The organism is Nocardia citri (assembly GCF_054065835.1).
The window spans coordinates 165,135-185,994 of the sequence record NZ_JBSUQM010000004.1; the positions used below are offsets into that span (position 1 = coordinate 165,135).

The following is a 20,860-nucleotide window of genomic DNA, read 5'->3' on the forward strand; positions in this document are numbered from 1 at the left end:
CTCGATCTTGCTCTGTGCGCGCGGTGAGGGTGTGCGCATCGCCTCAGGCGTGGTAGCCCCGCGGTGGTCGTCCTGGGCATAGGGTCGGGTTATGACGAGCGAGGAGACGCAGTACCGCATCGAACACGACACCATGGGGGAAGTTCGGGTTCCCGTGCACGCGTTGTGGCGGGCGCAGACCCAGCGGGCCGTGGAGAACTTTCCGATCAGCGGGCGTGGCTTGGAACGGGCGCAGATCCGGGCGCTCGGCCTGCTCAAGGCCGCATGTGCCAAGGTGAACGAGGATCTCGGGCTGCTCGATGCGGCCAAGGCGGATGCCATTATCACCGCCGCGAATGAGATCGCCGACGGTCTACACGACGACCAGTTCCCGATCGATGTCTTCCAAACCGGCTCGGGCACCAGTTCGAATATGAACGCCAACGAGGTGATCGCCTCGATCGCGAAGGCCAATGGCGTGATCGTGCACCCGAACGACGACGTGAACATGTCGCAGTCCTCGAACGACACTTTCCCCACCGCCACTCATCTCGCCGCCACCGAGGCCGCGATCAAGGATCTGATCCCCGCACTGGACCATCTGCGGCTGGCACTGCTGGACAAGTCCACCGAATGGCATACGGTGGTGAAGTCCGGCCGCACCCACCTCATGGATGCCGTGCCGGTGAGCCTCGGCCAGGAGTTCGGCGGTTATACCCGCCAGGTCGCAGCGGGTATCGAACGCGTTATGGCGGTGCTGCCGCGGCTCGGTGAGCTGCCCATCGGCGGCACCGCGGTCGGTACGGGTCTGAACGCGCCCTCGGGTTTCGGCGCGAAAGTCGTTGCCGAACTGGTGCTGTCGACCGATATCGATGCACTCTCCGAGGCGCGCGATCACTTCGAGGCACAGGCCGCCCGTGACGGACTGGTCGAGGCGTCCGGGGCACTGCGCACCATCGCGGTGAGCCTCACCAAGATCGCCAACGATATTCGCTGGATGGGTTCGGGCCCGCTGACCGGTCTCGGCGAACTCCGGCTGCCCGATCTGCAACCCGGCAGTTCGATCATGCCCGGCAAGGTGAATCCGGTACTGCCCGAAGCGGTTACGCAGGTCGCCGCGCAGGTGATCGGCAATGACGCGGCGGTCGCTTTCGCCGGTGCCGGCGGCGCATTCGAGTTGAATGTCTACATCCCGGTGATGGCGCGCAATCTGCTCGAGTCGATTCGGCTGCTCGCCAATGTGTCCCGGCTGTTCGCCGATAGGTGCATTCGCGGACTGGTCGCGAACGAGGATCACCTGCGCACCCTCGCGGAATCGTCACCGTCGATTGTGACGCCGCTGAATTCCGCCATCGGTTACGAAGAAGCGGCCGCGGTCGCGAAAGAGGCGTTGAAACAGCAGAAGACCATCCGCCAGACCGTGATCGATCGCGGTCTGCTCGACGAGAAGCTCACCCTGGAAGAACTCGATCGCCGCTTGGATGTGCTGTCGATGGCCAAGGTCGAGGACGGAAAGTAGCCGGAATCGGGGAAACCGGTCGGCACGCAGACCGTGCGCCGACCGGCATCAGTTCCCAGCTCAGGCCAGCGACCCGGTCCGCAGATGCGAAAGTTCCGCGCGCGCCTTCTCGCCCGCTTCACCGATATCGGTGCGCGTGAAGAACTCCCACCGCTGCAGCAGCGGACCGAATACCGATTCCCCCTCCTTGGCGCGGTCGTAGATGCCCGCCTCGGCCAGCACATCGTCGCTGCTGCGCCCATCGGGCAGCGTCACCGTCGGCACCTGGAACCGCAGCACACTGTCGGTGATGGCACGCATCGTCTGATCCGGTGCGAGGCCGAACGCCGCGCTGATCAGATCGGCGAAGAAGACCGACTGCAGTTCGTCGTCGATCGCGATGCGCTCGGCGATCGCGGTGACCATCTCGTTCTCCCCGAGCGCGGCGGTGTTGCGATGCCGGATGGCGGCGGCGGCCTCCTCGAACGCGCAGGTGGCGAGCACGTCGAGCAGGTGCAGTGGGGGACGTCGGAACCCCTTGGTCATGTAGTCCATCCGCAACCGCTCCAACTGCACCGGGTCGACCGACCGGGTGACCATGAGGTAGTTGCGAATCATGATCTCGTGCCGGTTCTCCTCGGCCGTCCACCGGCCGACCCAGCGCCACCACGATCCCGTGCGCAGGTACTTACCGACCTCGCGGTGGTACGAGGGCAGGTTGTCCGCGATGAGCACGCTGACCGTCAGCGCCAGCTTGGCGGTCTCGCTCAACTCGGATTGCTCCGGCTCCCAATCAATCCCGCCGAGGAACCGGAAATTGCGGCCATCGTCCCACGGCACATAGTCGTGGGGCTGCCACCCGTCGGCGGCGGCGACATGGCGGCGCAGATTCAGCTCCACCTCATCGGCAAGGGACGCGAGTAGTTCGCGATCGGTCAAGAGAATTTGCACTAGCACAACCTAGCGGCTGGGCCCGCGATGCGCGGGATCTACGAATAGGAAAATGAGTACCGGCGTCCCAGCGTACAAGCACCAGGTCCTTCGAGTGAACCGCGCGCATCTGGCACGCGAACGCCCGGACGCCGGGGCTGGATCAGGAGTTCGGTGTGACGGTCGTATTGCCGTCCACCCAGGTGATGGTGCCGCCGACGAAATCGCTCTGCTTACCGCCGGGGATGTCCTTCTCGTCGCTGGTCGGGTAGCCGAGTTTGCCCTCGGGGCCGTCGTTGTCCTCCCACGCCTGACGGATTTCGCCCCAGACGATATGCGCGCCGTTGTCCTTGCTCCAGACGATCGCACCGCCGGTGAAGTCCTGCCATTTGCCGTCGTTGGCGGCATCCTCCTGCGCCTTCAGCGGGGCGCCGAGCGCACCGGTCGGACCTCCGGACTGCACATACTTATCGAAGATGACGCCGGAGACGGTGATATCGCCGCCCTGGGTGGCGATCTTGGTCTCCTCGGCGGCGCCGGACATATGCTCCTCGCCGTGGGCGCCCGCCGTGGTGGTGGTCATGGACGCGGCGGAGTTGTTGTCCTTGTCGTCGTCTTTGCTGCAGCCGGCGGCCAGCAGCAGTGCCGCGGCCGCGGTGACCGCTGTGAATCCAGCCGTTCGTCGAGCGAAGTGGTGCATTTCCATCCTCTCGAAAGTGGCTACCGATGCCACCGCGGACGCGGTGACGTCGCGCGTAGCCTAGGCCGATGCCAGGCAACGGCCCGGCGAATCTTTATAGAATCGCCGGGCCGCCACTGAACAGGTATCACGCGGATATTACCCGTTTGATTGTGATAGGAAACACACCCTGGATGGTTGCTGATAGCGCTAGGCGCTCGGGCCGTACTCCTCCAACATCTCGGTCACCAGCGCCGCGATCGGCGACCGTTCGCTACGGGTCAGCGTGATATGCGCGAAAAGCGGGTGCCCCTTGAGCTTTTCGATCACGGCGGCGACACCGTCGTGCCGACCGACCCGCAGATTGTCACGCTGGGCCACATCGTGGGTGAGTACGACGCGCGATCCGGTGCCCAGTCGGCTGAGCACCGTCAACAGCACGTTGCGCTCCAGCGACTGCGCCTCGTCCACGATCACGAACGAATCGTGTAGCGAGCGACCGCGAATGTGGGTGAGCGGCAAGACTTCCAACATATCGCGGCTGAGCACCTCCTCCATCACCTCGCGACTGGCCAATCCGTCCAGCGTGTCGAAGACAGCCTGGGCCCACGGGCCCATCTTCTCGCTCTCCGATCCCGGTAGATAGCCGAGATCCTGCCCACCGACCGCGTACAGCGGACGGAACACCACCACCTTGCGTTGTGTGCGCCGCTCGAGCACCGCCTCCAAACCAGCTGTCAGGGCCAGCGCCGACTTGCCGGTACCAGCCCGGCCGCCGAGCGAGACGATGCCGACGCTTTCGTCCAGCAGCAGATCCAGCGCGATGCGCTGTTCGGCCGAGCGGCCGTGCAGTCCGAACGCCTCGCGCTCACGTACCAGCTGCACTCGCTTGTCCGGAGTGACCCGACCCAGGGCGCTGGAGCTTGCGCCGAGCAACCGGATTCCGGTGTGGCACGGCAGTTCCCGCGCTTCGTCCAGATCGATCACAGCCTCGGCGTAAAGCTGATCGATCAGTGTTTTGGAGACATCGATCTCCGCCATTCCGGACCAGCCGGAGGTCACCACGTCCTGGGCGTGGTATTCGTCGGCGTGCAAACCCACCGCACTCGCCTTGACGCGCAAGGGAATGTCCTTGGACACCAGCACCACCTGACGGCCCTCGGCCGCCAGATTGAGCGCACAGGCCAGGATGCGGGAATCATTGGTGTCGGTGCGGAATCCGACCGGGAGTACCGCGGGGTCGGTGTGGTTGAGTTCCACCTGCAGCGTTCCGCCCTCGGTGCCGATCGGCACCTGCTGATCCAGCCTGCCGTACTGCAGACGCAGATCATCGAGGTTGCGCAGGGCTTCCCGCGCGAACCAGCCCAGTTCGTGATGATGACGCTTACCTTCGAGTTCGCTGATCACGACCAGCGGTAATACGACATCGTGTTCGCCGAACCTGGTGAAAGCCCAGGGATCCGAGAGGAGAACCGAGGTGTCGATGACGAAGGATTTCTGGGAATGCGAGGGGCGGGCCCCCTTCGCGGCGGCTTCGCATTTCGCGGAGCTGGATTTCGCCGAGGGAGCGGGAACGGAGCGTGCAGCAGTCACGGTGGGCTCCTTTATGTCCGCGCGGCACCCGCACGAACGATCTCGCTGGACCGGTCCGTCCTGATGGGATCCGACTTGCGTCAGATGCCACAAGGGCCGGGTGCCGGCCCCCTCGTACTGAATAGCTCAGTCACGGTTCAGGACCTCCCGTACGAGCCACACCGACGCGGCCCGCACCAACGACGCTACCGCCGACTGCACGGTTCGCGCTCGGGCGCAGGTAGGCGCGTCCGTGAATTTGTCGTTAACCCCTTCATCGTCGGAGCGATAGAGTCGCAGGTATGGCCGGTAACGAGGAGTTGGAGAAGCTGTCGTCCAAGGAACTGCACGACCGTGCGGTCCGGCTCGCGGCGCGGCGCGGCGACATCAAATATCTGTGGCGGCTACTGAAATCGATCCCCGCCGCCGAAGCCGCCGCGGGCGATCTCGGCGAGAGCGAGGCCGATATCAAATACGTATTGCCGATGATCGACGACTACATCCACGCCGGCGACGGCAAGATCGCCGAAGTCCTGCGTCCCTACTACCTCGATTACCTCGCCAAGCACGCCTGACCTCACCGCTGGGGCAGCGCGGCGCGGAACAGGCCGACGGCGGTGCCGCGCAGGAAGTTCTCCCAGCTGAAGTGGTCGTGCCACAGGATGATTCGGCCGTCGCGCAACTCGAAGGTGCCGCACACCCAGAACGCGATCCGCAGCGGACCGACGCGCAGGATATCGGTACGGTCGGTCAGTACGAAGTCGCCGTTCGTGGCGATGTGATGCATTTCGGCGGCGAAGCCGATGGTGTCGCGATTGAGCCCGCGCAGGATCTTGCGCGTGAGGCCCCCACCGACCGTCGGCAGTGAGGTGTTCTTCCAGACGACATCGGGGTGCAGCAGGTCCAGTGCCTCCGCTACCGCACCGATCTCGAGTGCGGCGAAAAACTCCCGCACCGTGGTAACCGCGTCCTGCTCGAGTTCGAGTTCGTCACTCATGCCTGTGCCTCGCTAGCGCTCGGCTCGAGCATGACCGACGTTGTCGCTGTGTTCGATGTTCGCTCGCTGCGCTCACTCATGCACCGAGCCTAAGCCGCTACTGTCGGCGGCGGTCGGCGATGAGGACACCCAGACCATCGAGAATTCGGTCGATGCCGAAGCTCAGCGCAGCACCGGGGCCCCCCGCGGCGGGTGGTTCGCCGGTGGCAGCGGCCTCCTCGGCGAAGGCGGCCGAAACCAGGGGAAACCGGTCGCCAACGGCGGCCATCATCTCGGCGAACCGACCCGCGATCTGCTGCGCGCTCTCCCTCCGGTCCACGGTCGTCACCTGTTGCACCAGGCTGCGGATGTGCCCGTTGAGCAGCACGATGGTGTCCAGCTGCTCGGGACCGGTCAATCCGGTGCCGTCGAGCGCGGTGAGCGCGGCATTCATCCAGCCCATTTCATTCGGGCCGATGGCGCGCACACCGATGGTCAGGCCGATCGACCAGGGGTGTGCGCTGTAGCGCTCGAAGATCGTCTCGGCCCAGCGGCGCAGTCCGGTTCGCCACGACTCATCGCCCGAACCATGTTGCGCTGCAACGATATCCGGCGGACTTCCGATCGCGGCGTCCACCATCAGAGCGGTCAACTGATCCTTGCCCGGCACATATCGGTACAGCGACATCTTGGTGAAGCCGAGGCGTTCGGCCAGGCGCTGCATGGACAGGTTCGCCAGGCCTTCGGCATCAGCGAGGGCAATGGCCTCCGCGACGATCCCCTCCAGTGACAGCGCGGGCTTGGGGCCGCGCTTGGGCCGCCGCTGGGTGCCCCAGAGCAGTTCGAGGGTGGTCGGTGCAGGCATTTCCACATCCTTACGCATTTCATGTTGACAAGTAACTGTGTACATCACACACTAATTTGTGTCCTATGGATACAGATTCCATCGGACGCAGATAACGACGTTCAGGAGACACCATGCGTAACGAGACCGTTCTCATCTCCGGCGCGAGCATCGCCGGCCCCGCACTCGCCTACTGGCTGACCCGCTACGGATTCGCCGTCACGGTGGTCGAGCGCGCACCCCAGCCGCGGCCGGGCGGTCAGGCCGTCGACTTCACCGGCGAAACGCACCACAAGGTGCTCGAAAGGATGGGCATCCTGGACGAGATCTACGCGCACCGCACCGGCACCACCGATATCGCGATCGTCGACGGCAAGGGCGAGCAGCAGGCGCTCATTTCCGGCGATTTCACCGGCGGCGACGTGGAGATCCTGCGCGGGGATCTGTCGCGGATCCTGTACGAAAAGACCTACCAGGACTGCGAATACGTATTCGGCGACTCGATCAGCGCGCTCACCGAGACCGACCACGGCGTGTGGGTCGAATTCGAGAAGGGCGCGCCGCGCGGCTTCGATCTGGTCTTCGGCGCCGATGGAATCCATTCGCGGGTACGGCGTCTGGCGTTCGGGCCGGAAAAGGAATTCGTCAAGCACCTCGGCCACTATTACTGCGTCGCGGGCGCGAGCCCGTGGGCGACCGAGTCCGAAGGCATCCCCGAGCGGATGACGGCCCACGGCTACAACGAGCCGGGCAAATGTGTCATCACCGACGGCTCGAAGGCACAGCAGCTCTACATCTTCGCCTCGCCCGAACTCGACTACGCCCGTGACGACATCGAGACGCAGCGACGCATCATCGAGGAGACCTTCGCCGACGTCGGCTGGGAGGCCCCCCGCATGCTCGCCGAAATGGCGGAGTTCGACGACTTCTTCCTGGACTCGATCAGCATGGTGCGCAAGATGAACAGCTACAGCCGGGGCCGGGTCGCGCTGGTCGGCGATTCGGGCTACGGAAACACTCTGGGCGGCTTCGGAACCGGCCTCGCGGTGCAGGGGGCCTACATCATGGCCGGTGAACTCGCGCTCGCCGACGGCGACTACCGGACGGCTTTCGCGCGCTACGACGAGCTCATGCACTCGCTCGGCAAACTCGTGGACTACAGCAATGCGGGCCGCTTCTTCGCGCCGAAGACCGCGCTCGGCATCAAGTTCCGCAACTGGTTCCTGCACTCGTGGATGTTCGACAAGATGGTGAAAATGACCGAGAACGTCAAGACCATCGAGCTGCCGGACTACCCGGCGCTGGTCGCGGCCGCCACTGCGAACTGATACCGACACCCGTCAGCGGACCGTATGGAACCGGCTGGTTTTCGAGGGAACCGGCGTGGAGTCGAGTGCGTCTATAGGGTCAGACCGCACTGACGGAAGGGGCTGGCTCGGTCATGACAGCACAGATGGACGGCCGCGCGATCACCAATCCCGAGAACGCGCAGAACTTTTCACACGAGGAGATCAAACAGGCCGCCGACCAGATGAATCCGGACGGACTGAACAGCGCGTTCGATGCCTGGGCCGCCATCGCGGCAGCGGTGACCAAGGCCGGACAACAGTTCGAAACCGCGATTCAGCAAGCGGTGGATCAACATTGGGAGGGCACGGCGGCCGACCGGGCGGTACGCGGCATTCGGGAGTATGCCGCGCGCGTCGGTGAGCTGGGTGAGTCGCTGGCTCACCAGTCGACGCCGCTATCGGCGGCCGCGAGTGCGGCGGGGCGGTTCAAGGTGGCGGTGCCGCCGGTGATGGATACCTCGAATAATCCGGAGTCCCGGCATGCGCAGGAGGAGCAGGCTCGCGATGATATGAGCACGCTCTATATCCAGCCGTATGGGAGTACCGCGCCGTTGATTCCGACGTTGCCGCCGGTGGTTGATCCGATTTCCGGGGTGTCAGGGTTGGGGGGTTCACTGGGTGGGAGCGGCGATTCCTCGAGCAGGGGCCGAAATTCCGCTGCGGGTGGTGAAACAGGGAAGCCGGAGGGCAGCGACAAGGCTGGAGATTCCGGTCAGGAAATGAGTAAGGCGGAGAGCACAGGCGGGGACTCTGGTACGGCCGAGGGTACGGGCAGCGGCGGGGCTGGGGATATAGAGAAGTCGGTGGACACCCGTAAGCGCTCCGGGCCGAACGGGGATACGAGTAAGTCGGATCAATCCGAAGCTGTTGGCCCGCAACTAATTTCATCGACGACTGGCAGCGGCACACCGACCACCCTGAGCTCGTACACGCATATTTCCACCACCTCGACCGCCCCAGCGACGGTCAGCCCGCAGATCTCGCCGACCACCATCACGTCGGTCGGGAGCACGCCGGTGACCTCGAGCCCGACGGTTGCCTCCCCGAGCCCCGGCAGCGCGTCCGACACCGGCGCAACTCCGAGTCCTGGCAAGTCGGTGCCGGGCACCACACCGGAACCGACGGCGGCTCAACCCGGCACCAGTGCACCGAGTCGGGTTGGCGCGACGGGATCCGCCGGATACTCCGGGATGTTTCCGCCGGGCGCGCGTAGCCGGCGGGCCGAGGACGGTGACCATAAGTCGGCGGCCTACCTGCGCACCGAGGAGCACGGCGAGCACCTCATCGGCGAGGTGGACAAGACCGTACCGCCCGTGCTCGGGGGGCAATGATGACGCAGTGGACCTTGTCCGCCGAGCAGTTCGCGGCGGCCTGGTTCGGCACCGGCCTCGATCGCATGCCCTTTCCGTTTCGCTTCACCAGCCGCTTCCCCGGACTCCACGAATATCGCGCCTACCAGCGACAATTCCGTGCGGAGCTGGCCCGCGAAGACAATGCGCCACTGCTGCGCGCCATCGGTGTGCTCGCCAAACCAGAGTGGCGCATCGAACTCTTCGGCATCGATAACACCGGCAGAGCGATCGAACTGCGCGCGATCGGCTGCGCCACCCGCACTGGACCGGGCGTCATCGCACTGCAGGCGGCGGCACCGGATGGCGGCACCGTACAGGTGCGGCGCGTGCGCGTCGACCAGCTCGCCACCGAGCTGATTCGACTGCTCCCCGATTCTCCGCCCGGGACGGCAGCCGAAAAGAGTTATCTCCTCGACGATCTCAACGACGAACACCCCGACCCCTTCGGCAACTCCCCGTCCCGCGCCATCCAGGATCGCTACCGCCGCTTCTGGCACCAACCCTGCGATACCAGCGGCACCGCCACCGTCCTGGTCGGCCCCCGCAACGCCGAACCCCTGCGGACCGGAAAGCTCCGCTGGATCGATACCAAGGCCGGGCGCTACTGCGAGGTCCCCGCCAACCGCGCACTCATGATCCGCCCGGGCTCGAGCGCCGATATCACCCGCTACCTCGACGAATCCATCGTCCGCGCGAAAGCCCGCGTGGACCGGTAGCACAGCGGCATACGCACGCGATCGGTGATCGAGGCCTAGACCTTGTCCTCGAAACCGCGCCGTCGCGCGCCTGCGCATCCTCCCGGCCTTCAACCATCAGATCGCGATGGAGAAGGCTTCGGCCTTGTCCACAAACGAATTCGCCTGGGAATCCCCGCACGCGAACGGATGCCGTTGACGCGCAGCTGGATTCCCAGGCGAATCGGAATCAGCGGCTCAGCCGAGCAGGCGCCAGTCTTCGAGCCCGTTGTAGAGGGGCAGATCTCGGGCGAGCTTGGTGACGCGGGCGCGCAGAGCGTCGATGTCGGAGCCGCCCGCCAATGCGGTGGCGATGATGTCGGCTACCTCGGTGAATTCGACATCGCCGAAGCCGCGGGTGGCGAGGGCGGCGGTGCCGATGCGCAGGCCGGAGGTGATCATCGGCGGGCGCGGGTCGAACGGAACGGCGTTGCGGTTGACCGTGATTCCGATTTCGTGCAGCAGATCCTCACCCTGCTGACCGTCGATCTCGGAGTTGCGCAGGTCGACCAGCACCAGGTGCACGTCGGTGCCGCCGGTGAGCACGCTGATGCCCTTGTCCTTGACATCCGCGCCGCCGAGCCGCTCGGCCAGAATCTTCGAACCGGACAGGGTGCGCTCCTGACGCTCCCTGAATTCGGCGCTCGCCGCGATCTTGAACGCGACGGCCTTGGCGGCGATCACATGCATGAGCGGACCGCCCTGCTGGCCGGGGAACACCGAGCTGTTGAGCTTCTTGGCATACTCCTGCTTGGCCAGAATCAGTCCGGAGCGCGGGCCGCCGAGGGTCTTGTGCACGGTGGAGGACACCACATCGGCGTAGGGCACCGGCGAGGGATGTAGACCAGCCGCGACCAGACCGGCGAAGTGCGCCATATCGACCCACAGCTTCGCACCGACCTCATCGGCGATCTCCCGGAACGCGGCGAAATCCTGGTGCCGCGGATAGGCCGACCAACCGGCGACGATCACCTTCGGCCGCGAGCTGAGCGCGGTCTTGCGCACCTCATCCATATCGATGCGGTGATCTTCCTTGCTGACCCCATACGAGTGCACCTCGTAGAGCTTGCCGGAGAAGTTCAGCCGCATGCCGTGGGTGAGGTGACCGCCGTGCGCGAGGTCGAGGCCGAGCAACCGGTCACCCGGCTCCATCAGCGCCATGAGCACCGCGGCATTCGCCTGCGCGCCCGAATGCGGCTGCACATTGGCGAATTCGGCGCCGAAGAGTTCCTTGGCGCGATTGCGGGCGAGGGTCTCGACAATATCGACGTGCTCGCAGCCGCCGTAGTAGCGACGGCCCGGGTACCCCTCGGCGTACTTGTTCGTGAGCACACTGCCCTGCGCCTGCAGCACCGCGCGCGGCACGAAGTTCTCCGAGGCGATCATCTCGAGGGTGTCGCGTTCGCGGGCGAGTTCGCCTGCCATCGCGGCAGCGAGCTCCGGATCGAGCTCACCGAGGGATCGAGTATTGACAGAGGCGGTCGTCTGCGTCACCTGGTCGAGTCTATTTGCCATCCGCGCCGCGCCGATCAGGGGGTTCTGTGTCTCGGTCTGCATCGCAACCTCCGTGGTCCGGATGCCCCGGGGCGCGCACCCCGAAGCCCATGAGCCCGGCACCCAGGCGCGCGGTGCGGGGCGAGGGTGCTTCCCGGTGGTTGCTTCCACCTCGAGTGCGCCAGTCGCGTGGACTCATCTTATCCGGCGACAGACCCGTCAAGCCTCAGGGACCGCGGAGCGCAACAGGGCGGTGAGATGGACTTGCGCATCGTCGAGCGGCCGCGTGGATTTCAGCGCCCGGGATTGAATGATGGCTCCCTCCAGCGCACTGATCACGAACCCGGCCAGCGATCGCGCCTCCTCGGCCGATAGCCCCTTGTCGCACAATCCTTTCGCGAGTTGGTCGGTCCAGTCGGTGAAGACGGCGCCCGCGGTGGCCTGCACCCGCGGTTCGGATTCGGCGAGTGCGGCGCCGACGATCGGACATCCCGCGGTGAACGCGGACCTTTCGAGCGCGCGCCGCCACCGGCCGACCAGCGCGACGATCCATTGCTCGGCCGATCCGGAGCCGGTGATCTTGTCCATCATCGCGGCGAGACGCTCACCCGCCGTCCTGGTCGCGATCTCGACCAGCTCACCCTTACCGGATGGAAAGTGCTGGTAGAGCGAGTTACGGGAGACGCGACTGCGTTCCAGCAGGGTGGCGAGCCCGGCGGCGTGTACGCCCTGTTCGCGCACCAGGTCGATGGCGCTGTCGATCAGCCGGTCGCGCGGACCCGAGGTCATCGCCATCCTCCTAACCATGCTTGCGTGAACCGATCGGTCCATGCTCCAATCATGACAGATGTGGACCGATCGGTTCATCGAAAGGACGAGATCAATGAAGGCTCCGACCGATCCGGCGCAGTTGTCGGGACTCGAACTGCTGCGTACCGCGATGACGACGGACTCGCGGCCACCGTTCATCGGCGATCTGCTCGGTTTGCAGGTCGAGGAACTCGAGTTCGGCAAGGCGGTCTTCGCGCTGCGGACCCGGCCCGATTTCGCCAATCCGCTCGGGACCACGCACGGCGGCATCTGCGCCACCCTGCTCGATTCGGTAATGGGCTGTGCGGTGCACACCACGCTCGATGCCGGTGTCGGCTACACCACGCTGGAACTGAAGATCAACTACATCCGCGCGGTACCCACCGACGACCGTCGCTTGATCGCGACCGGCACCACCATCCATGTCGGCCGCACCACCGCGACCGCCGAGGGCCGCGTCGTGGACGACCAGGGTAAGTTGGTCGCGCACGGCTCCACGACCTGCGTCATCTTCCGCTGAAGGAGACAGCTATGAGCCAACGCTCCGCCGCAGCCGCCGCACGCAAGTTCCGTCGGGAGCGGTTGATCGGCCGCTATCTCGTCAATCCCGCGGTCGGACTGCTCGATCGGATCGGCATCCGCTCCTCGATACTCGCCGAATTGGAGACCATAGGCGCCAAATCCGGTCAGCCGCGCCGCGTGCCGGTCACCGTCTCCATGGATGACGAGGGCGCGTGGCTGATCTCCCAGCACGGCCACCGCGCGGGTTGGGCCCGCAATATCGCCGTGCATCCGGAGGTCCGGCTGCGCCAGGGCAAGCGCTGGTATACCGGCACCGCGGCCTTCGTCCCCGATGACGATGTGGCCGCCCGCGCCCACACCTTCGCCAGGGGCCGCGCCGCCGAATCCGCCACGGCATGGACGATCAAGGCGTTGGAATCCGACCCCATCTCGGTGCGCATCACATGGCGCGCAGAGCGCCGGGGGTGAGAGGTTCGTCGAGGAGGCGGCGGAAGCGGTCGGCGCGGTCATCGGCGTCGACGGCGCGGTCCAGCCAGCCGCCGAGCAGGCGGTAGCCCTCGACGTAGGTGCTGATGTAGGCGCGCCAGAGCGGTGAGGACAGGAAGCGCAGGGACTGGCGGGCACGTTCCTGGGTGGTCAGGCTCCAACGCTGCAAGAATTCGACGACCTCGTCGGCGTCGCGATGTTGATCGTGCAGCAGCAGCGCGGCATCCTGCCTGACCCCGAGCAATTCGGCCGAGGCATTCGAAAGCTGTTCGGCGCGTTCACCTTCGAAACGCAGACCCAGATCGGCGTAGATATCCTGCGCCCACTTGCCCCAGCCGGGTCCGACGATCGAGCGCAGCGCCAGATCCGCCAGCCCCTCCGCCATCAGGCATTGCGGGGTATTCACCAGGAACAGCGTCTGCTCGGCCTGCCCGTTCGCGACCAGACCGGCCTCTTTGCGGCAGTGCTCGGTGTGATGTCCCGGATAGGACTCGTGCGCGACAAGGCTGGGCAGATGCGCCATATGCTGTTTGAGATCCGAGTTGATCGCGACCCGGGAGTGGTAGTTGCCCAGGTAGTAATTGAAGCCCGACCACGGCTTATCCCCCACCACCTCATAGGTGACGTGCTCGTGGTCGGGCAGCGGATAACGCTCGCGCACCCGTTCCCGTAGCGCACTCGAGAACGCCTCGACGCACACCCGCAACCGCTCCGGCGGAATCTCGTCGGCCTTGCGGAATGCCGTCACCCGCTCGGCGAGCGGGCCGTCGCCGGGCAACACCTCGTCCATCTGCCGGTGCGCGTCGCGGTAGTCCGCGATATCGCCGGATGCGATATCGACATCGAAATACGCGCGCACCTCCTCTACGAACCCGATGTCGTCCCCGGCGAACTTGCGACCGGAGCATGCCAGCGCGCGCAGGTGCACATCGAGGAATTCGGTCCGCTGCGGCGACAATCCGGCCGCGGGCAGTTCCGCACGCAATGCCACCGCCCGCCGAGCCAGCTCGCGCGGCTCGGGCGCGGGCGCGTTCTCCACCTCGTGACGCAGCGCCGGATCACCGATATACGCGTCGACGAAACCTTCCTCCAACCGGTCGAATGCCAAGCCGAGTCGCAGGTACTCGGTCACAAGGGGATGCGCTTCCATGTCCGCCGACATTAGCCGCTGATGGCCACGTCATCGACCGGTTACCACCCGGTATCGGCACCCCGCGTCTCACACGATGTTGAGGCAGAGCAGAATTCGGCTATGCGAGAGCTGGACCGAATCTCATACAGTCGGCGTGCGACCTACGCGTGTTTGTCTGAACGGAGTGTCGGGTAAGTGGCACGAATGAGCGAGCCGAGTCCCTATGTGGAATTCGACCGGAAACAGTGGCGGACCCTGCGTAAGTCGACTCCCCTGGTACTCACCGAGGAAGAACTGATCGGTCTTCGCGGCCTCGGCGAACAGATCGATCTGGAAGAAGTCGCCGAGGTCTACCTCCCGCTTGCTCGCCTCATTCACCTGCAGGTCGCCGCACGTCAACGGCTATTCGCCGCGACCGCGACCTTTCTCGGGGAGACCCATCCCGATCAGCAGGTGCCATTCGTGATCGGTGTCGCGGGCAGTGTCGCGGTCGGAAAATCGACCACCGCACGTGTACTACAGGCCCTGCTCGCGCGGTGGGATCACCATCCGCGTGTGGATTTGGTCACAACCGACGGATTCTTATATCCCACCGTGGAACTGACTCGGCGCGGCATCATGGACCGCAAGGGTTTTCCGGAAAGTTACGACCGCCGCAAACTACTGCGCTTCGTCACCGAGGTGAAATCCGGTGCGGCCGAGGTATGTGCGCCGGTGTATTCGCATATCTCCTACGACATCGTGCCGGGCAAGTTCCACTGCGTGACCCAGCCCGACATTCTCATCGTGGAAGGTCTCAACGTGTTGCAGACCGGTCCGCGTTTGATGGTCTCGGATCTGTTCGACTTCTCGATTTACGTCGACGCGCGCATCGAAGACATCGAGAACTGGTACGTGCAACGGTTTCTCACCCTGCGCGAAACGGCCTTCGCCGATCCGAACTCGCATTTCCACCACTACGCGGGCTTCACCGACGACCAGGCGACGGCCACCGCCAAGGAGATCTGGAACTCCACCAACCGGCCCAATCTGGTGGACAACATCCTGCCCACGCGTCCGCGCGCGACGCTGGTACTGCGCAAAGACGCCGACCACAGCATCAACCGCCTGCGGTTGCGCAAGCTGTAGCCGTAATGACCTGGTCGACGAATCGTTGCAGCTTCGGCTCACCGAGTCGCACCTGCGCGGCGACCTTCGCCAACTCGGCGGGCCCGACACCGATCGGGCCCAAATCGAAGGCGGCACCGGTCAACTGGGCGAACGCGTCCGAAATGCGCTGTTCGTAAGCCGCGTACTCCAGGAAGCGCCGACCGAAGTCCTCGTAGCCGACGTAGGGCATCTATTCCCCTCCGGCCCCGGCAACACGCCCGCCTTACCCACAAACCGGACTGTACGTGAATACCGTTGCGTCAGATACCGAACCGGCGATGTCGAGCGGCGTAGTCGCGCAAGGCGCGCAGGAAGTCCACCCGCCGGAATTCCGGCCAGTACGCCTCGGTGAACCAGATCTCCGAGTATGCGCTCTGCCACAGCAAAAACCCGGAAAGCCGCTGCTCACCGGAGGTTCGGATGACCAGATCGGGATCGGGCTGACCGGAGGTGTAGAGGTGCTGACCGATGGAGTTCACGGTGATCGACTGGACCAGGTCCTCGCCCGTCTCGCCCGCCGCGATCTCCTGGCGGACCAGTTTGCGGACCGCATCCGCGATCTCCTGCCGACCGCCGTAGCCGACCGCGACGTTCACGTGCACACCGTCGCGTCCGCTGGTGCGTTCGGCCGCGGTACGCAGACGCTTGGCGACCAGTTCCGGAAAGCCGTCGAGCGTGCCGACGATGCGCACACTCCAGTTCTGTTCCGGTGCCGACAGCTCCTCGACGACATCGGTGATCACCTCGAACAGGGTCTCCAGTTCGTCGGGATCGCGCTGCAGATTCTCGGTGGACAGCAGATAGACGGTCACCATCTCGATGCCCTCGTCCGCACACCAACCGACGAGTTCGGCGATTTTCAGCGCGCCGACCCGATGCCCGTGGCTCACATCGGTGAAACCGTTTTCTCTGGCCCAGCGCCGATTACCATCGCACATCACCGCGACGTGCCGAGGATGTTGTTTGCCGGCCAGCTGCTTGGACAGCCGTGCCTCGTAGATGCGGTATGGCAATCCACGCACCCGACTCGGAAGCTCCACGGCGACCAACCCTACGCCTGCGCGGCGCGAGCCCCACATCGACTGTGTTCGATGTGCGGCATGCCGCGAAGCCCTCGGGTTACGCTGCGCTATCCCGCCTCCAGACCCGTCACGGCACCCCGCGCGGGTATTCGATTCGCGACGCGCACTGCCCTCCGAGCTCATGCTGCGCCACCACCTCCGGGCGTCGCACACGCCGTGGGTTTCCGGGTACAGTGACGAGACACCGCACTTACGGCACCGTAGGTTACTGACAAGTACCACTAGGAGGTAACTCGTGTCCGAAATGATCGACGCCGCCGATGCGACACCGGTCGCCGTCCCGGGCACAGCGACTCTGATCAAGCCGCGGATGCGGGGCTGGATCCATACCTGGGCGGTCGGCATCGCCGCAATCGCGGTAGTTGTCTTGGTTTCGACAGCGGCGGACGTCTCGGCGACGGCTGGCTGGTCCACTCTGGTTTACGGGCTGGCCGTGTGCGGTTTGTTCGGCATCAGCGCCGTCTACCACCGGGTGACCTGGTCGACCGCGAAAACGCGCGTCCAGATGAAACGCGCCGATCACTCGATGATCTTCCTGTTCATCGCGGGCAGCTATACACCGTTCGCATTACTCGGCCTACCGGGGCGGACAGGCCGGGTACTGCTGCTGGTGGTGTGGCTGGGCGCACTGGCCGGTGTGGCGTTGAAACTGCTGCGGCCCACCGCTCCCCGCTGGGTCGGGGTGCCGCTCTATCTGTTGCTTGGTTGGGCGATCGTGCCGGTGGCCGGGCAACTCGATGCGAATATCGGCATCGCGCCGCTGATCCTGCTGCTCATCGGCGGTCTGGTCTACAGCGGCGGCGCCATCCTCTACGCGACGAAATGGCCGAACCCGTGGCCCACCGTCTTCGGCCACCACGAGTTCTTCCATGCCGCAACCGTCCTCGCCGCCCTCTGCCACTACGCCGCCATCTGGCTACTCGTACTGCGCTGAGCGTATCCGCCGATATCAAGTCGGCGAGGTCGCCGCGGGCGATTACGCGCGTCGGACTGCTCGCGCCGATCGCCATCGTGGCGAACCTCACCCACTATCGGCGGTTCAGGGAGGTGCGCAGGTCGGGTGGGGCCGTTACGGGGAGGTCGCAGATGGAGCCGCGGCAGACGTATGCGGAGGGGGCGCCGTTGACCGGCGGGCGGTCGGTCAGGAGGGGGACCGAGTTGGTGGGGGCAGCGATGATTACGGCGCCGCCGGGGGCTTCGGTGCGGGCGGTGGCGATCAATTCCAATGCCGCGGCGGAGTTGTCGGGTAGGGCGATGGCCACTTGGAGGGGGCCGCGGAGGGCGGATTCGGCTACGGTGAGCCATTGGCCTGCCGAGCGAGGCGCGCGGGCCAGGACAACGGCACCGCGTTGGAGGGTTTGGTCGGCCAGTTCGCGGTAGCGGAGGGCGGGTTCCGGACCACTGGCGGCAGCAGCGGTGAGGAGGGCCTCGGCCAAGGCGGACGCGCCCGCGGGGGTCGCGCCGTCGATGGGATCGCGCGGGCGGGTAACGAGGGTTTCGGCATCATCGGCGGTGTCGAACCAGTTGCCGGGCGCGGCTGGGTCGGCGAAGTGTTGAATTGCCTTGTCCAGCAGGCTTTGTGCATGTTCGAGCCAGTCGATTCGGCCGGTGGCCTGATGCAAGGCCAGCAGGCCGGTGACCAACCAGGCGTAGTCCTCCAACACCCCGGGAGACGTGCCGACCACACCACCGAGCGAGGCACGGCGTACGCGGCCGTCGACAACATGCTCGGACAGCAGGAAGCGGGCGCAGCGGGCCGCGGCCTCGACCCAATCATCTTGCCGCAGTGCGGAACCCGCCTCGGCCAGGGCCGTAATGGCCATACCGTTCCAGGCGGTCACCACCTTGTCATCACGGTCCGGCTGTGGGCGTCGCGCACGGGCCTCGCCTAGCGTGGCGCGGACACGTGCGAAGCGCTCGCGGGCGGCGGGCCCGTTGTCGGACAACGTATCCGGATCGGCATACCGGGTGAGCACCGAGGTGCCCTGCTCGAAGTTCCCGGCGGTTGTGACCCCGAAAACCTCTGCGGCCCAAGCACCTTCGATAGCGCCGAGCTCCCCGATCAACTCGGCCGGTGTCCAAACGTAGGTCGCGCCTTCGACGCCTGGTCCACCCGGCTCCACATGGGTGTCGGCGTCGAATGCGGATGCGAACCCCCCGTGGTCGGTGCCGAGGTCATCGAGGATGAAGTGCACCGTCTCACGGGTAACCCTGTGTGCCAAAGACTCTCGCTCCCGCGGGGGCGTCCGTCGAGCGAGATGCGCATAGGCGCGCAGCAGTTGCGCATTGTCATAGAGCATCTTCTCGAAGTGCGGCACCACCCATGCGGCATCGACGCAATAGCGAGCGAACCCACCGCGCAACTGATCGTAGATACCTCCGCGCGCCATGGCTTCGGCCGTCCGATGCACCACATCGAAGGTCGCGGCATCGCCGGTACGCTCCCAGCTCCGCAGCAGCCCCTCCAGCAATGCCGACGGCGGAAACTTCGGCGCACCACCGAAGCCGCCGTGCTTCGGATCTTCATCACGCAGCACCGCGGCGACCGCATGATCGAGTAATTCGGCCGAAATCGTCACATCGGCCGAGGCCAGCCCGGCGGCCTGTGCGCGCAAGGCGTCGGTCACCTGAGCAGAGGCCTTGTCCACTTCGTCACGGCGCGTCTTCCAGGTATCGGTAATGGCCGTGAGCAATTGCGTGAACGACGGCATCCCGCCACGGGGCACCTTCGGGTAATAGGTACCGCAGTAGAACGGCTCACCCTTCGGCGTGAGGAAGCACGTCATCGGCCAGCCACCCTGCCCGGTCATCGCCACCGTCGCGTTCATATAGACCGCGTCCAGATCCGGACGCTCCTCACGGTCCACCTTGATGCATACGAAGTTCTCGTTCATCTGCGCCGCCGTCCGCGCATCCTCGAACGATTCGTGCGCCATCACATGGCACCAGTGGCAACTCGCATAGCCGATCGACAGCAGGATCGGCACGTCCCGCGCAACCGCCTCCGCCAGGGCACCGGCATCCCACTCACGCCATTCGACCGGGTTGTCGGCATGCTGAAGCAGATAAGGCGAAGTAGCACTGACCAGTCTGTTCACAAGTGCCAGCCTTCCACATCGGACGAGCACACGGTGCCACCCACATACCCATGACCGAGGTCGAGACCGTCGGCTCGGCCGCACGCAGAGCAGTCGCGGCCACCACGACGCGGAATAGGCGCAGCCCGACCCCATGGTGGGCGGTGTTATCGCTCACGGTCAGCGCGCAGAACGCCGCATCGCTCGAGCTGACGCCACCGAGCCGGTCCGCCGCCCACGCCCGCACCCGATCGGTCGGGTCGAACTGACCCGTCGCCACCTACCGAGCGAACTCCAGCACCAACGGCACCATCACCACCGATGCCAGCACCACCGGTTCATCGGCACCGAACCCGCCTCACCAGCGCAATCGAAACATCGGACGGACACCCCACCACGCACGCCGGCCTCACAGAAGATCTCCTGCACGACTGCCGCGATCGCTTCGAGTCAGTCGACTGTCGCGCTGATGGAGGGCTCCCGCTCGTCACCGTGCGACAAGCGGTTACCAGGCGCGGCCCAGATAGCCGAGCAGTCGACGGTGCGCGGGCGCGTCCGCGGGTACCGTGACCTCCTCGTCGAACATGCCCGGTTTGCGGAACCCGTCCAGCCCGCCCATGGCGTGCATCGTGGTCAGCACTTCGGCGCACAGTTCGTCATCGGCGAGGTCGGGCCGGTCGATGGCCACCGCGATATCGACGCCGTGCGCGACAACGTCGGTGAGATGGACCATGGCGGCCGCCGGACCGGGTAGCTCACCGAGCGCCATGTGCACGGTGCCGGTCAGGGCGTCGGGGCGATGCCAGGCGGCGCGGTCGACTTCGGCGGCCGCCGCGAACGCGCCCTGCGGATCGATGCCCAGCCAGTCATCCTCGAGTCCGGCACCCGCATCGGTACCGCTCACCTGAGCCGCTAACCGATGCATATTGCCGACGGCATGATTGAGCACCGCGTGCACATCCCAATCCTGACACGGCGTCGGCGCCGCGAGCCGGTCGCCGTCGACGGCGGCGATCACGATCGCACCCGCCATATCCAGTGCGCGGTCGATCTGTCCGATCACAGTGTCCATGGGCATCCTTCACTCGAAGACTCAGCAGAAGATGTAGCACAACCGGGTGACATCCAAACTCGATCCAACGCCGCCCAGATCACGGAATCCAGCACGACGAGGACCCGAAAGGGTTGCGCCGAT

General features: G+C 65.4%; 21 protein-coding genes and 1 riboswitch. Of the genes, 9 read left to right on the forward strand and 12 right to left on the reverse strand.

Features of this window, described 5'->3' with window-relative positions:
• The first annotated feature begins 91 nt into the window (after positions 1-91).
• Positions 92-1,498, forward strand: coding sequence for a class II fumarate hydratase (locus tag ACW2Q0_RS08735; protein ID WP_457188022.1), 1,407 nt, complete (start codon positions 92-94; stop codon positions 1,496-1,498).
• Positions 1,499-1,558: 60 nt separating this feature from the next.
• Here ACW2Q0_RS08735 and ACW2Q0_RS08740 read toward each other — a convergent pair whose 3' ends face one another.
• The 3 genes from ACW2Q0_RS08740 to ACW2Q0_RS08750 form a co-directional block, all read right to left on the reverse strand.
• Positions 1,559-2,428, reverse strand: coding sequence for an acyl-ACP desaturase (locus ACW2Q0_RS08740; RefSeq protein ID WP_457188024.1), 870 nt, complete (start codon positions 2,426-2,428; stop codon positions 1,559-1,561).
• 142 nt (positions 2,429-2,570) lie between these two features.
• Complete coding sequence (locus ACW2Q0_RS08745) at positions 2,571-3,107, reverse strand: LGFP repeat-containing protein (RefSeq protein WP_457188026.1); 537 nt, start codon at positions 3,105-3,107, stop codon at positions 2,571-2,573.
• Between the two features lie 189 nt (positions 3,108-3,296).
• The gene (locus tag ACW2Q0_RS08750; protein ID WP_457188313.1) at positions 3,297-4,571 is read right to left on the reverse strand and encodes a PhoH family protein; all 1,275 of its coding nucleotides are present in this window, start codon (positions 4,569-4,571) and stop codon (positions 3,297-3,299) included.
• A gap of 389 nt (positions 4,572-4,960) precedes the next feature.
• On the opposite strand from ACW2Q0_RS08750, the gene ACW2Q0_RS08755 reads away from it, so the two are divergent.
• Positions 4,961-5,233, forward strand: a complete 273-nt coding sequence (locus tag ACW2Q0_RS08755) for a hypothetical protein (RefSeq protein ID WP_457188028.1) — start codon at positions 4,961-4,963, stop codon at positions 5,231-5,233.
• A gap of 2 nt (positions 5,234-5,235) precedes the next feature.
• Here ACW2Q0_RS08755 and ACW2Q0_RS08760 read toward each other — a convergent pair whose 3' ends face one another.
• Positions 5,236-5,655 (reverse strand): limonene-1,2-epoxide hydrolase family protein, encoded by a 420-nt coding sequence (locus ACW2Q0_RS08760; protein WP_457188030.1) that lies wholly within the window; start codon positions 5,653-5,655, stop codon positions 5,236-5,238.
• 97 nt (positions 5,656-5,752) lie between these two features.
• On the reverse strand, positions 5,753-6,499 hold the full coding sequence (locus ACW2Q0_RS08765) for a TetR/AcrR family transcriptional regulator (protein WP_457188032.1): 747 nt from the start codon (positions 6,497-6,499) through the stop codon (positions 5,753-5,755).
• A gap of 113 nt (positions 6,500-6,612) precedes the next feature.
• On the opposite strand from ACW2Q0_RS08765, the gene ACW2Q0_RS08770 reads away from it, so the two are divergent.
• From ACW2Q0_RS08770 to ACW2Q0_RS08780, 3 genes are all read left to right on the forward strand, one after another.
• Complete coding sequence (locus ACW2Q0_RS08770) at positions 6,613-7,806, forward strand: FAD-dependent monooxygenase (RefSeq protein WP_457188034.1); 1,194 nt, start codon at positions 6,613-6,615, stop codon at positions 7,804-7,806.
• Between the two features lie 113 nt (positions 7,807-7,919).
• Positions 7,920-9,158 carry a hypothetical protein gene (locus ACW2Q0_RS08775; protein WP_457188036.1) on the forward strand — a complete coding sequence of 413 codons (1,239 nt, stop codon included), beginning with the start codon at positions 7,920-7,922 and terminating at the stop codon, positions 9,156-9,158.
• The gene (locus tag ACW2Q0_RS08780; protein ID WP_457188038.1) at positions 9,158-9,895 is read left to right on the forward strand and encodes an ESX secretion-associated protein EspG; all 738 of its coding nucleotides are present in this window, start codon (positions 9,158-9,160) and stop codon (positions 9,893-9,895) included. The genes ACW2Q0_RS08775 and ACW2Q0_RS08780 overlap by 1 nt, the downstream gene beginning before the upstream one ends.
• Before the next feature lie 216 nt (positions 9,896-10,111).
• On the opposite strand, the gene glyA is transcribed toward ACW2Q0_RS08780, so the two are convergent.
• Both glyA and ACW2Q0_RS08790 read right to left on the reverse strand, forming a co-directional pair.
• Entirely contained in the window at positions 10,112-11,428 is a 1,317-nt protein-coding gene (glyA, locus tag ACW2Q0_RS08785) for a serine hydroxymethyltransferase (RefSeq protein ID WP_457188315.1), read from the reverse strand.
• Positions 11,429-11,521: 93 nt separating this feature from the next.
• Positions 11,522-11,606, reverse strand: a riboswitch (ZMP/ZTP riboswitch).
• 20 nt (positions 11,607-11,626) lie between these two features.
• Positions 11,627-12,196, reverse strand: coding sequence for a TetR/AcrR family transcriptional regulator (locus ACW2Q0_RS08790; protein WP_457188040.1), 570 nt, complete (start codon positions 12,194-12,196; stop codon positions 11,627-11,629).
• A gap of 94 nt (positions 12,197-12,290) precedes the next feature.
• Here ACW2Q0_RS08790 and ACW2Q0_RS08795 point away from each other — a divergent pair, with 94 nt between their 5' ends.
• Positions 12,291-12,737 carry a PaaI family thioesterase gene (locus tag ACW2Q0_RS08795; RefSeq protein ID WP_457188042.1) on the forward strand — a complete coding sequence of 149 codons (447 nt, stop codon included), beginning with the start codon at positions 12,291-12,293 and terminating at the stop codon, positions 12,735-12,737.
• A gap of 11 nt (positions 12,738-12,748) precedes the next feature.
• Complete coding sequence (locus ACW2Q0_RS08800; protein ID WP_457188044.1) at positions 12,749-13,207, forward strand: nitroreductase family deazaflavin-dependent oxidoreductase; 459 nt, start codon at positions 12,749-12,751, stop codon at positions 13,205-13,207.
• Here the strand turns inward: ACW2Q0_RS08800 and ACW2Q0_RS08805 are convergent.
• Positions 13,179-14,375, reverse strand: coding sequence for a DUF885 domain-containing protein (locus tag ACW2Q0_RS08805; RefSeq protein WP_457188045.1), 1,197 nt, complete (start codon positions 14,373-14,375; stop codon positions 13,179-13,181). The genes ACW2Q0_RS08800 and ACW2Q0_RS08805 overlap by 29 nt on opposite strands.
• A gap of 177 nt (positions 14,376-14,552) precedes the next feature.
• On the opposite strand from ACW2Q0_RS08805, the gene coaA reads away from it, so the two are divergent.
• On the forward strand, positions 14,553-15,485 hold the full coding sequence (coaA, locus tag ACW2Q0_RS08810) for a type I pantothenate kinase (protein ID WP_457188047.1): 933 nt from the start codon (positions 14,553-14,555) through the stop codon (positions 15,483-15,485).
• On the opposite strand, the gene ACW2Q0_RS08815 is transcribed toward coaA, so the two are convergent.
• A complete protein-coding gene (locus tag ACW2Q0_RS08815; RefSeq protein WP_457188049.1) occupies positions 15,457-15,696 on the reverse strand; it encodes a hypothetical protein in 240 nt (79 codons plus the stop codon). The two genes, coaA and ACW2Q0_RS08815, sit on opposite strands and share 29 nt — an antisense overlap.
• Before the next feature lie 70 nt (positions 15,697-15,766).
• Positions 15,767-16,585, reverse strand: coding sequence for an isoprenyl transferase (locus ACW2Q0_RS08820; RefSeq protein ID WP_457188051.1), 819 nt, complete (start codon positions 16,583-16,585; stop codon positions 15,767-15,769).
• Positions 16,586-16,832: 247 nt separating this feature from the next.
• Here ACW2Q0_RS08820 and trhA point away from each other — a divergent pair, with 247 nt between their 5' ends.
• On the forward strand, positions 16,833-17,522 hold the full coding sequence (trhA, locus tag ACW2Q0_RS08825) for a PAQR family membrane homeostasis protein TrhA (RefSeq protein ID WP_457188317.1): 690 nt from the start codon (positions 16,833-16,835) through the stop codon (positions 17,520-17,522).
• Positions 17,523-17,616: 94 nt separating this feature from the next.
• Here trhA and ACW2Q0_RS08830 read toward each other — a convergent pair whose 3' ends face one another.
• Both ACW2Q0_RS08830 and ACW2Q0_RS08835 read right to left on the reverse strand, forming a co-directional pair.
• Positions 17,617-19,686: a thioredoxin domain-containing protein gene (locus tag ACW2Q0_RS08830; protein ID WP_457188053.1), complete on the reverse strand. Its 2,070-nt coding sequence runs from the start codon at positions 19,684-19,686 to the stop codon at positions 17,617-17,619.
• A 484-nt stretch (positions 19,687-20,170) separates the two neighbouring features.
• Positions 20,171-20,737, reverse strand: a complete 567-nt coding sequence (locus tag ACW2Q0_RS08835; RefSeq protein ID WP_457188055.1) for a TIGR03086 family metal-binding protein — start codon at positions 20,735-20,737, stop codon at positions 20,171-20,173.
• Between the last annotated feature and the right edge of the window lie 123 nt (positions 20,738-20,860).

Bases quoted from the DNA above. Each gene is read 5' to 3' on its own strand.
- ACW2Q0_RS08815 (WP_457188049.1), bottom strand. From the start codon at position 15,696: ATGCCCTACGTCGGCTACGAGGACTTCGGTCGGCGCTTCCTGGAGTAC.
- ACW2Q0_RS08795 (WP_457188042.1), top strand. From the start codon at position 12,291: ATGAAGGCTCCGACCGATCCGGCGCAGTTGTCGGGACTCGAACTGCTG.
- ACW2Q0_RS08820 (WP_457188051.1), bottom strand. From the start codon at position 16,585: ATGTGGGGCTCGCGCCGCGCAGGCGTAGGGTTGGTCGCCGTGGAGCTT.
- ACW2Q0_RS08745 (WP_457188026.1), bottom strand. From the start codon at position 3,107: ATGCACCACTTCGCTCGACGAACGGCTGGATTCACAGCGGTCACCGCG.
- ACW2Q0_RS08805 (WP_457188045.1), bottom strand. From the start codon at position 14,375: ATGGAAGCGCATCCCCTTGTGACCGAGTACCTGCGACTCGGCTTGGCA.
- ACW2Q0_RS08775 (WP_457188036.1), top strand. From the start codon at position 7,920: ATGACAGCACAGATGGACGGCCGCGCGATCACCAATCCCGAGAACGCG.
- ACW2Q0_RS08760 (WP_457188030.1), bottom strand. From the start codon at position 5,655: ATGAGTGACGAACTCGAACTCGAGCAGGACGCGGTTACCACGGTGCGG.
- ACW2Q0_RS08780 (WP_457188038.1), top strand. From the start codon at position 9,158: ATGACGCAGTGGACCTTGTCCGCCGAGCAGTTCGCGGCGGCCTGGTTC.
- ACW2Q0_RS08755 (WP_457188028.1), top strand. From the start codon at position 4,961: ATGGCCGGTAACGAGGAGTTGGAGAAGCTGTCGTCCAAGGAACTGCAC.
- ACW2Q0_RS08770 (WP_457188034.1), top strand. From the start codon at position 6,613: ATGCGTAACGAGACCGTTCTCATCTCCGGCGCGAGCATCGCCGGCCCC.
- glyA (WP_457188315.1), bottom strand. From the start codon at position 11,428: ATGGCAAATAGACTCGACCAGGTGACGCAGACGACCGCCTCTGTCAAT.
- ACW2Q0_RS08765 (WP_457188032.1), bottom strand. From the start codon at position 6,499: ATGCCTGCACCGACCACCCTCGAACTGCTCTGGGGCACCCAGCGGCGG.
- trhA (WP_457188317.1), top strand. From the start codon at position 16,833: ATGATCGACGCCGCCGATGCGACACCGGTCGCCGTCCCGGGCACAGCG.
- ACW2Q0_RS08835 (WP_457188055.1), bottom strand. From the start codon at position 20,737: ATGGACACTGTGATCGGACAGATCGACCGCGCACTGGATATGGCGGGT.
- ACW2Q0_RS08735 (WP_457188022.1), top strand. From the start codon at position 92: ATGACGAGCGAGGAGACGCAGTACCGCATCGAACACGACACCATGGGG.
- ACW2Q0_RS08800 (WP_457188044.1), top strand. From the start codon at position 12,749: ATGAGCCAACGCTCCGCCGCAGCCGCCGCACGCAAGTTCCGTCGGGAG.
- ACW2Q0_RS08790 (WP_457188040.1), bottom strand. From the start codon at position 12,196: ATGACCTCGGGTCCGCGCGACCGGCTGATCGACAGCGCCATCGACCTG.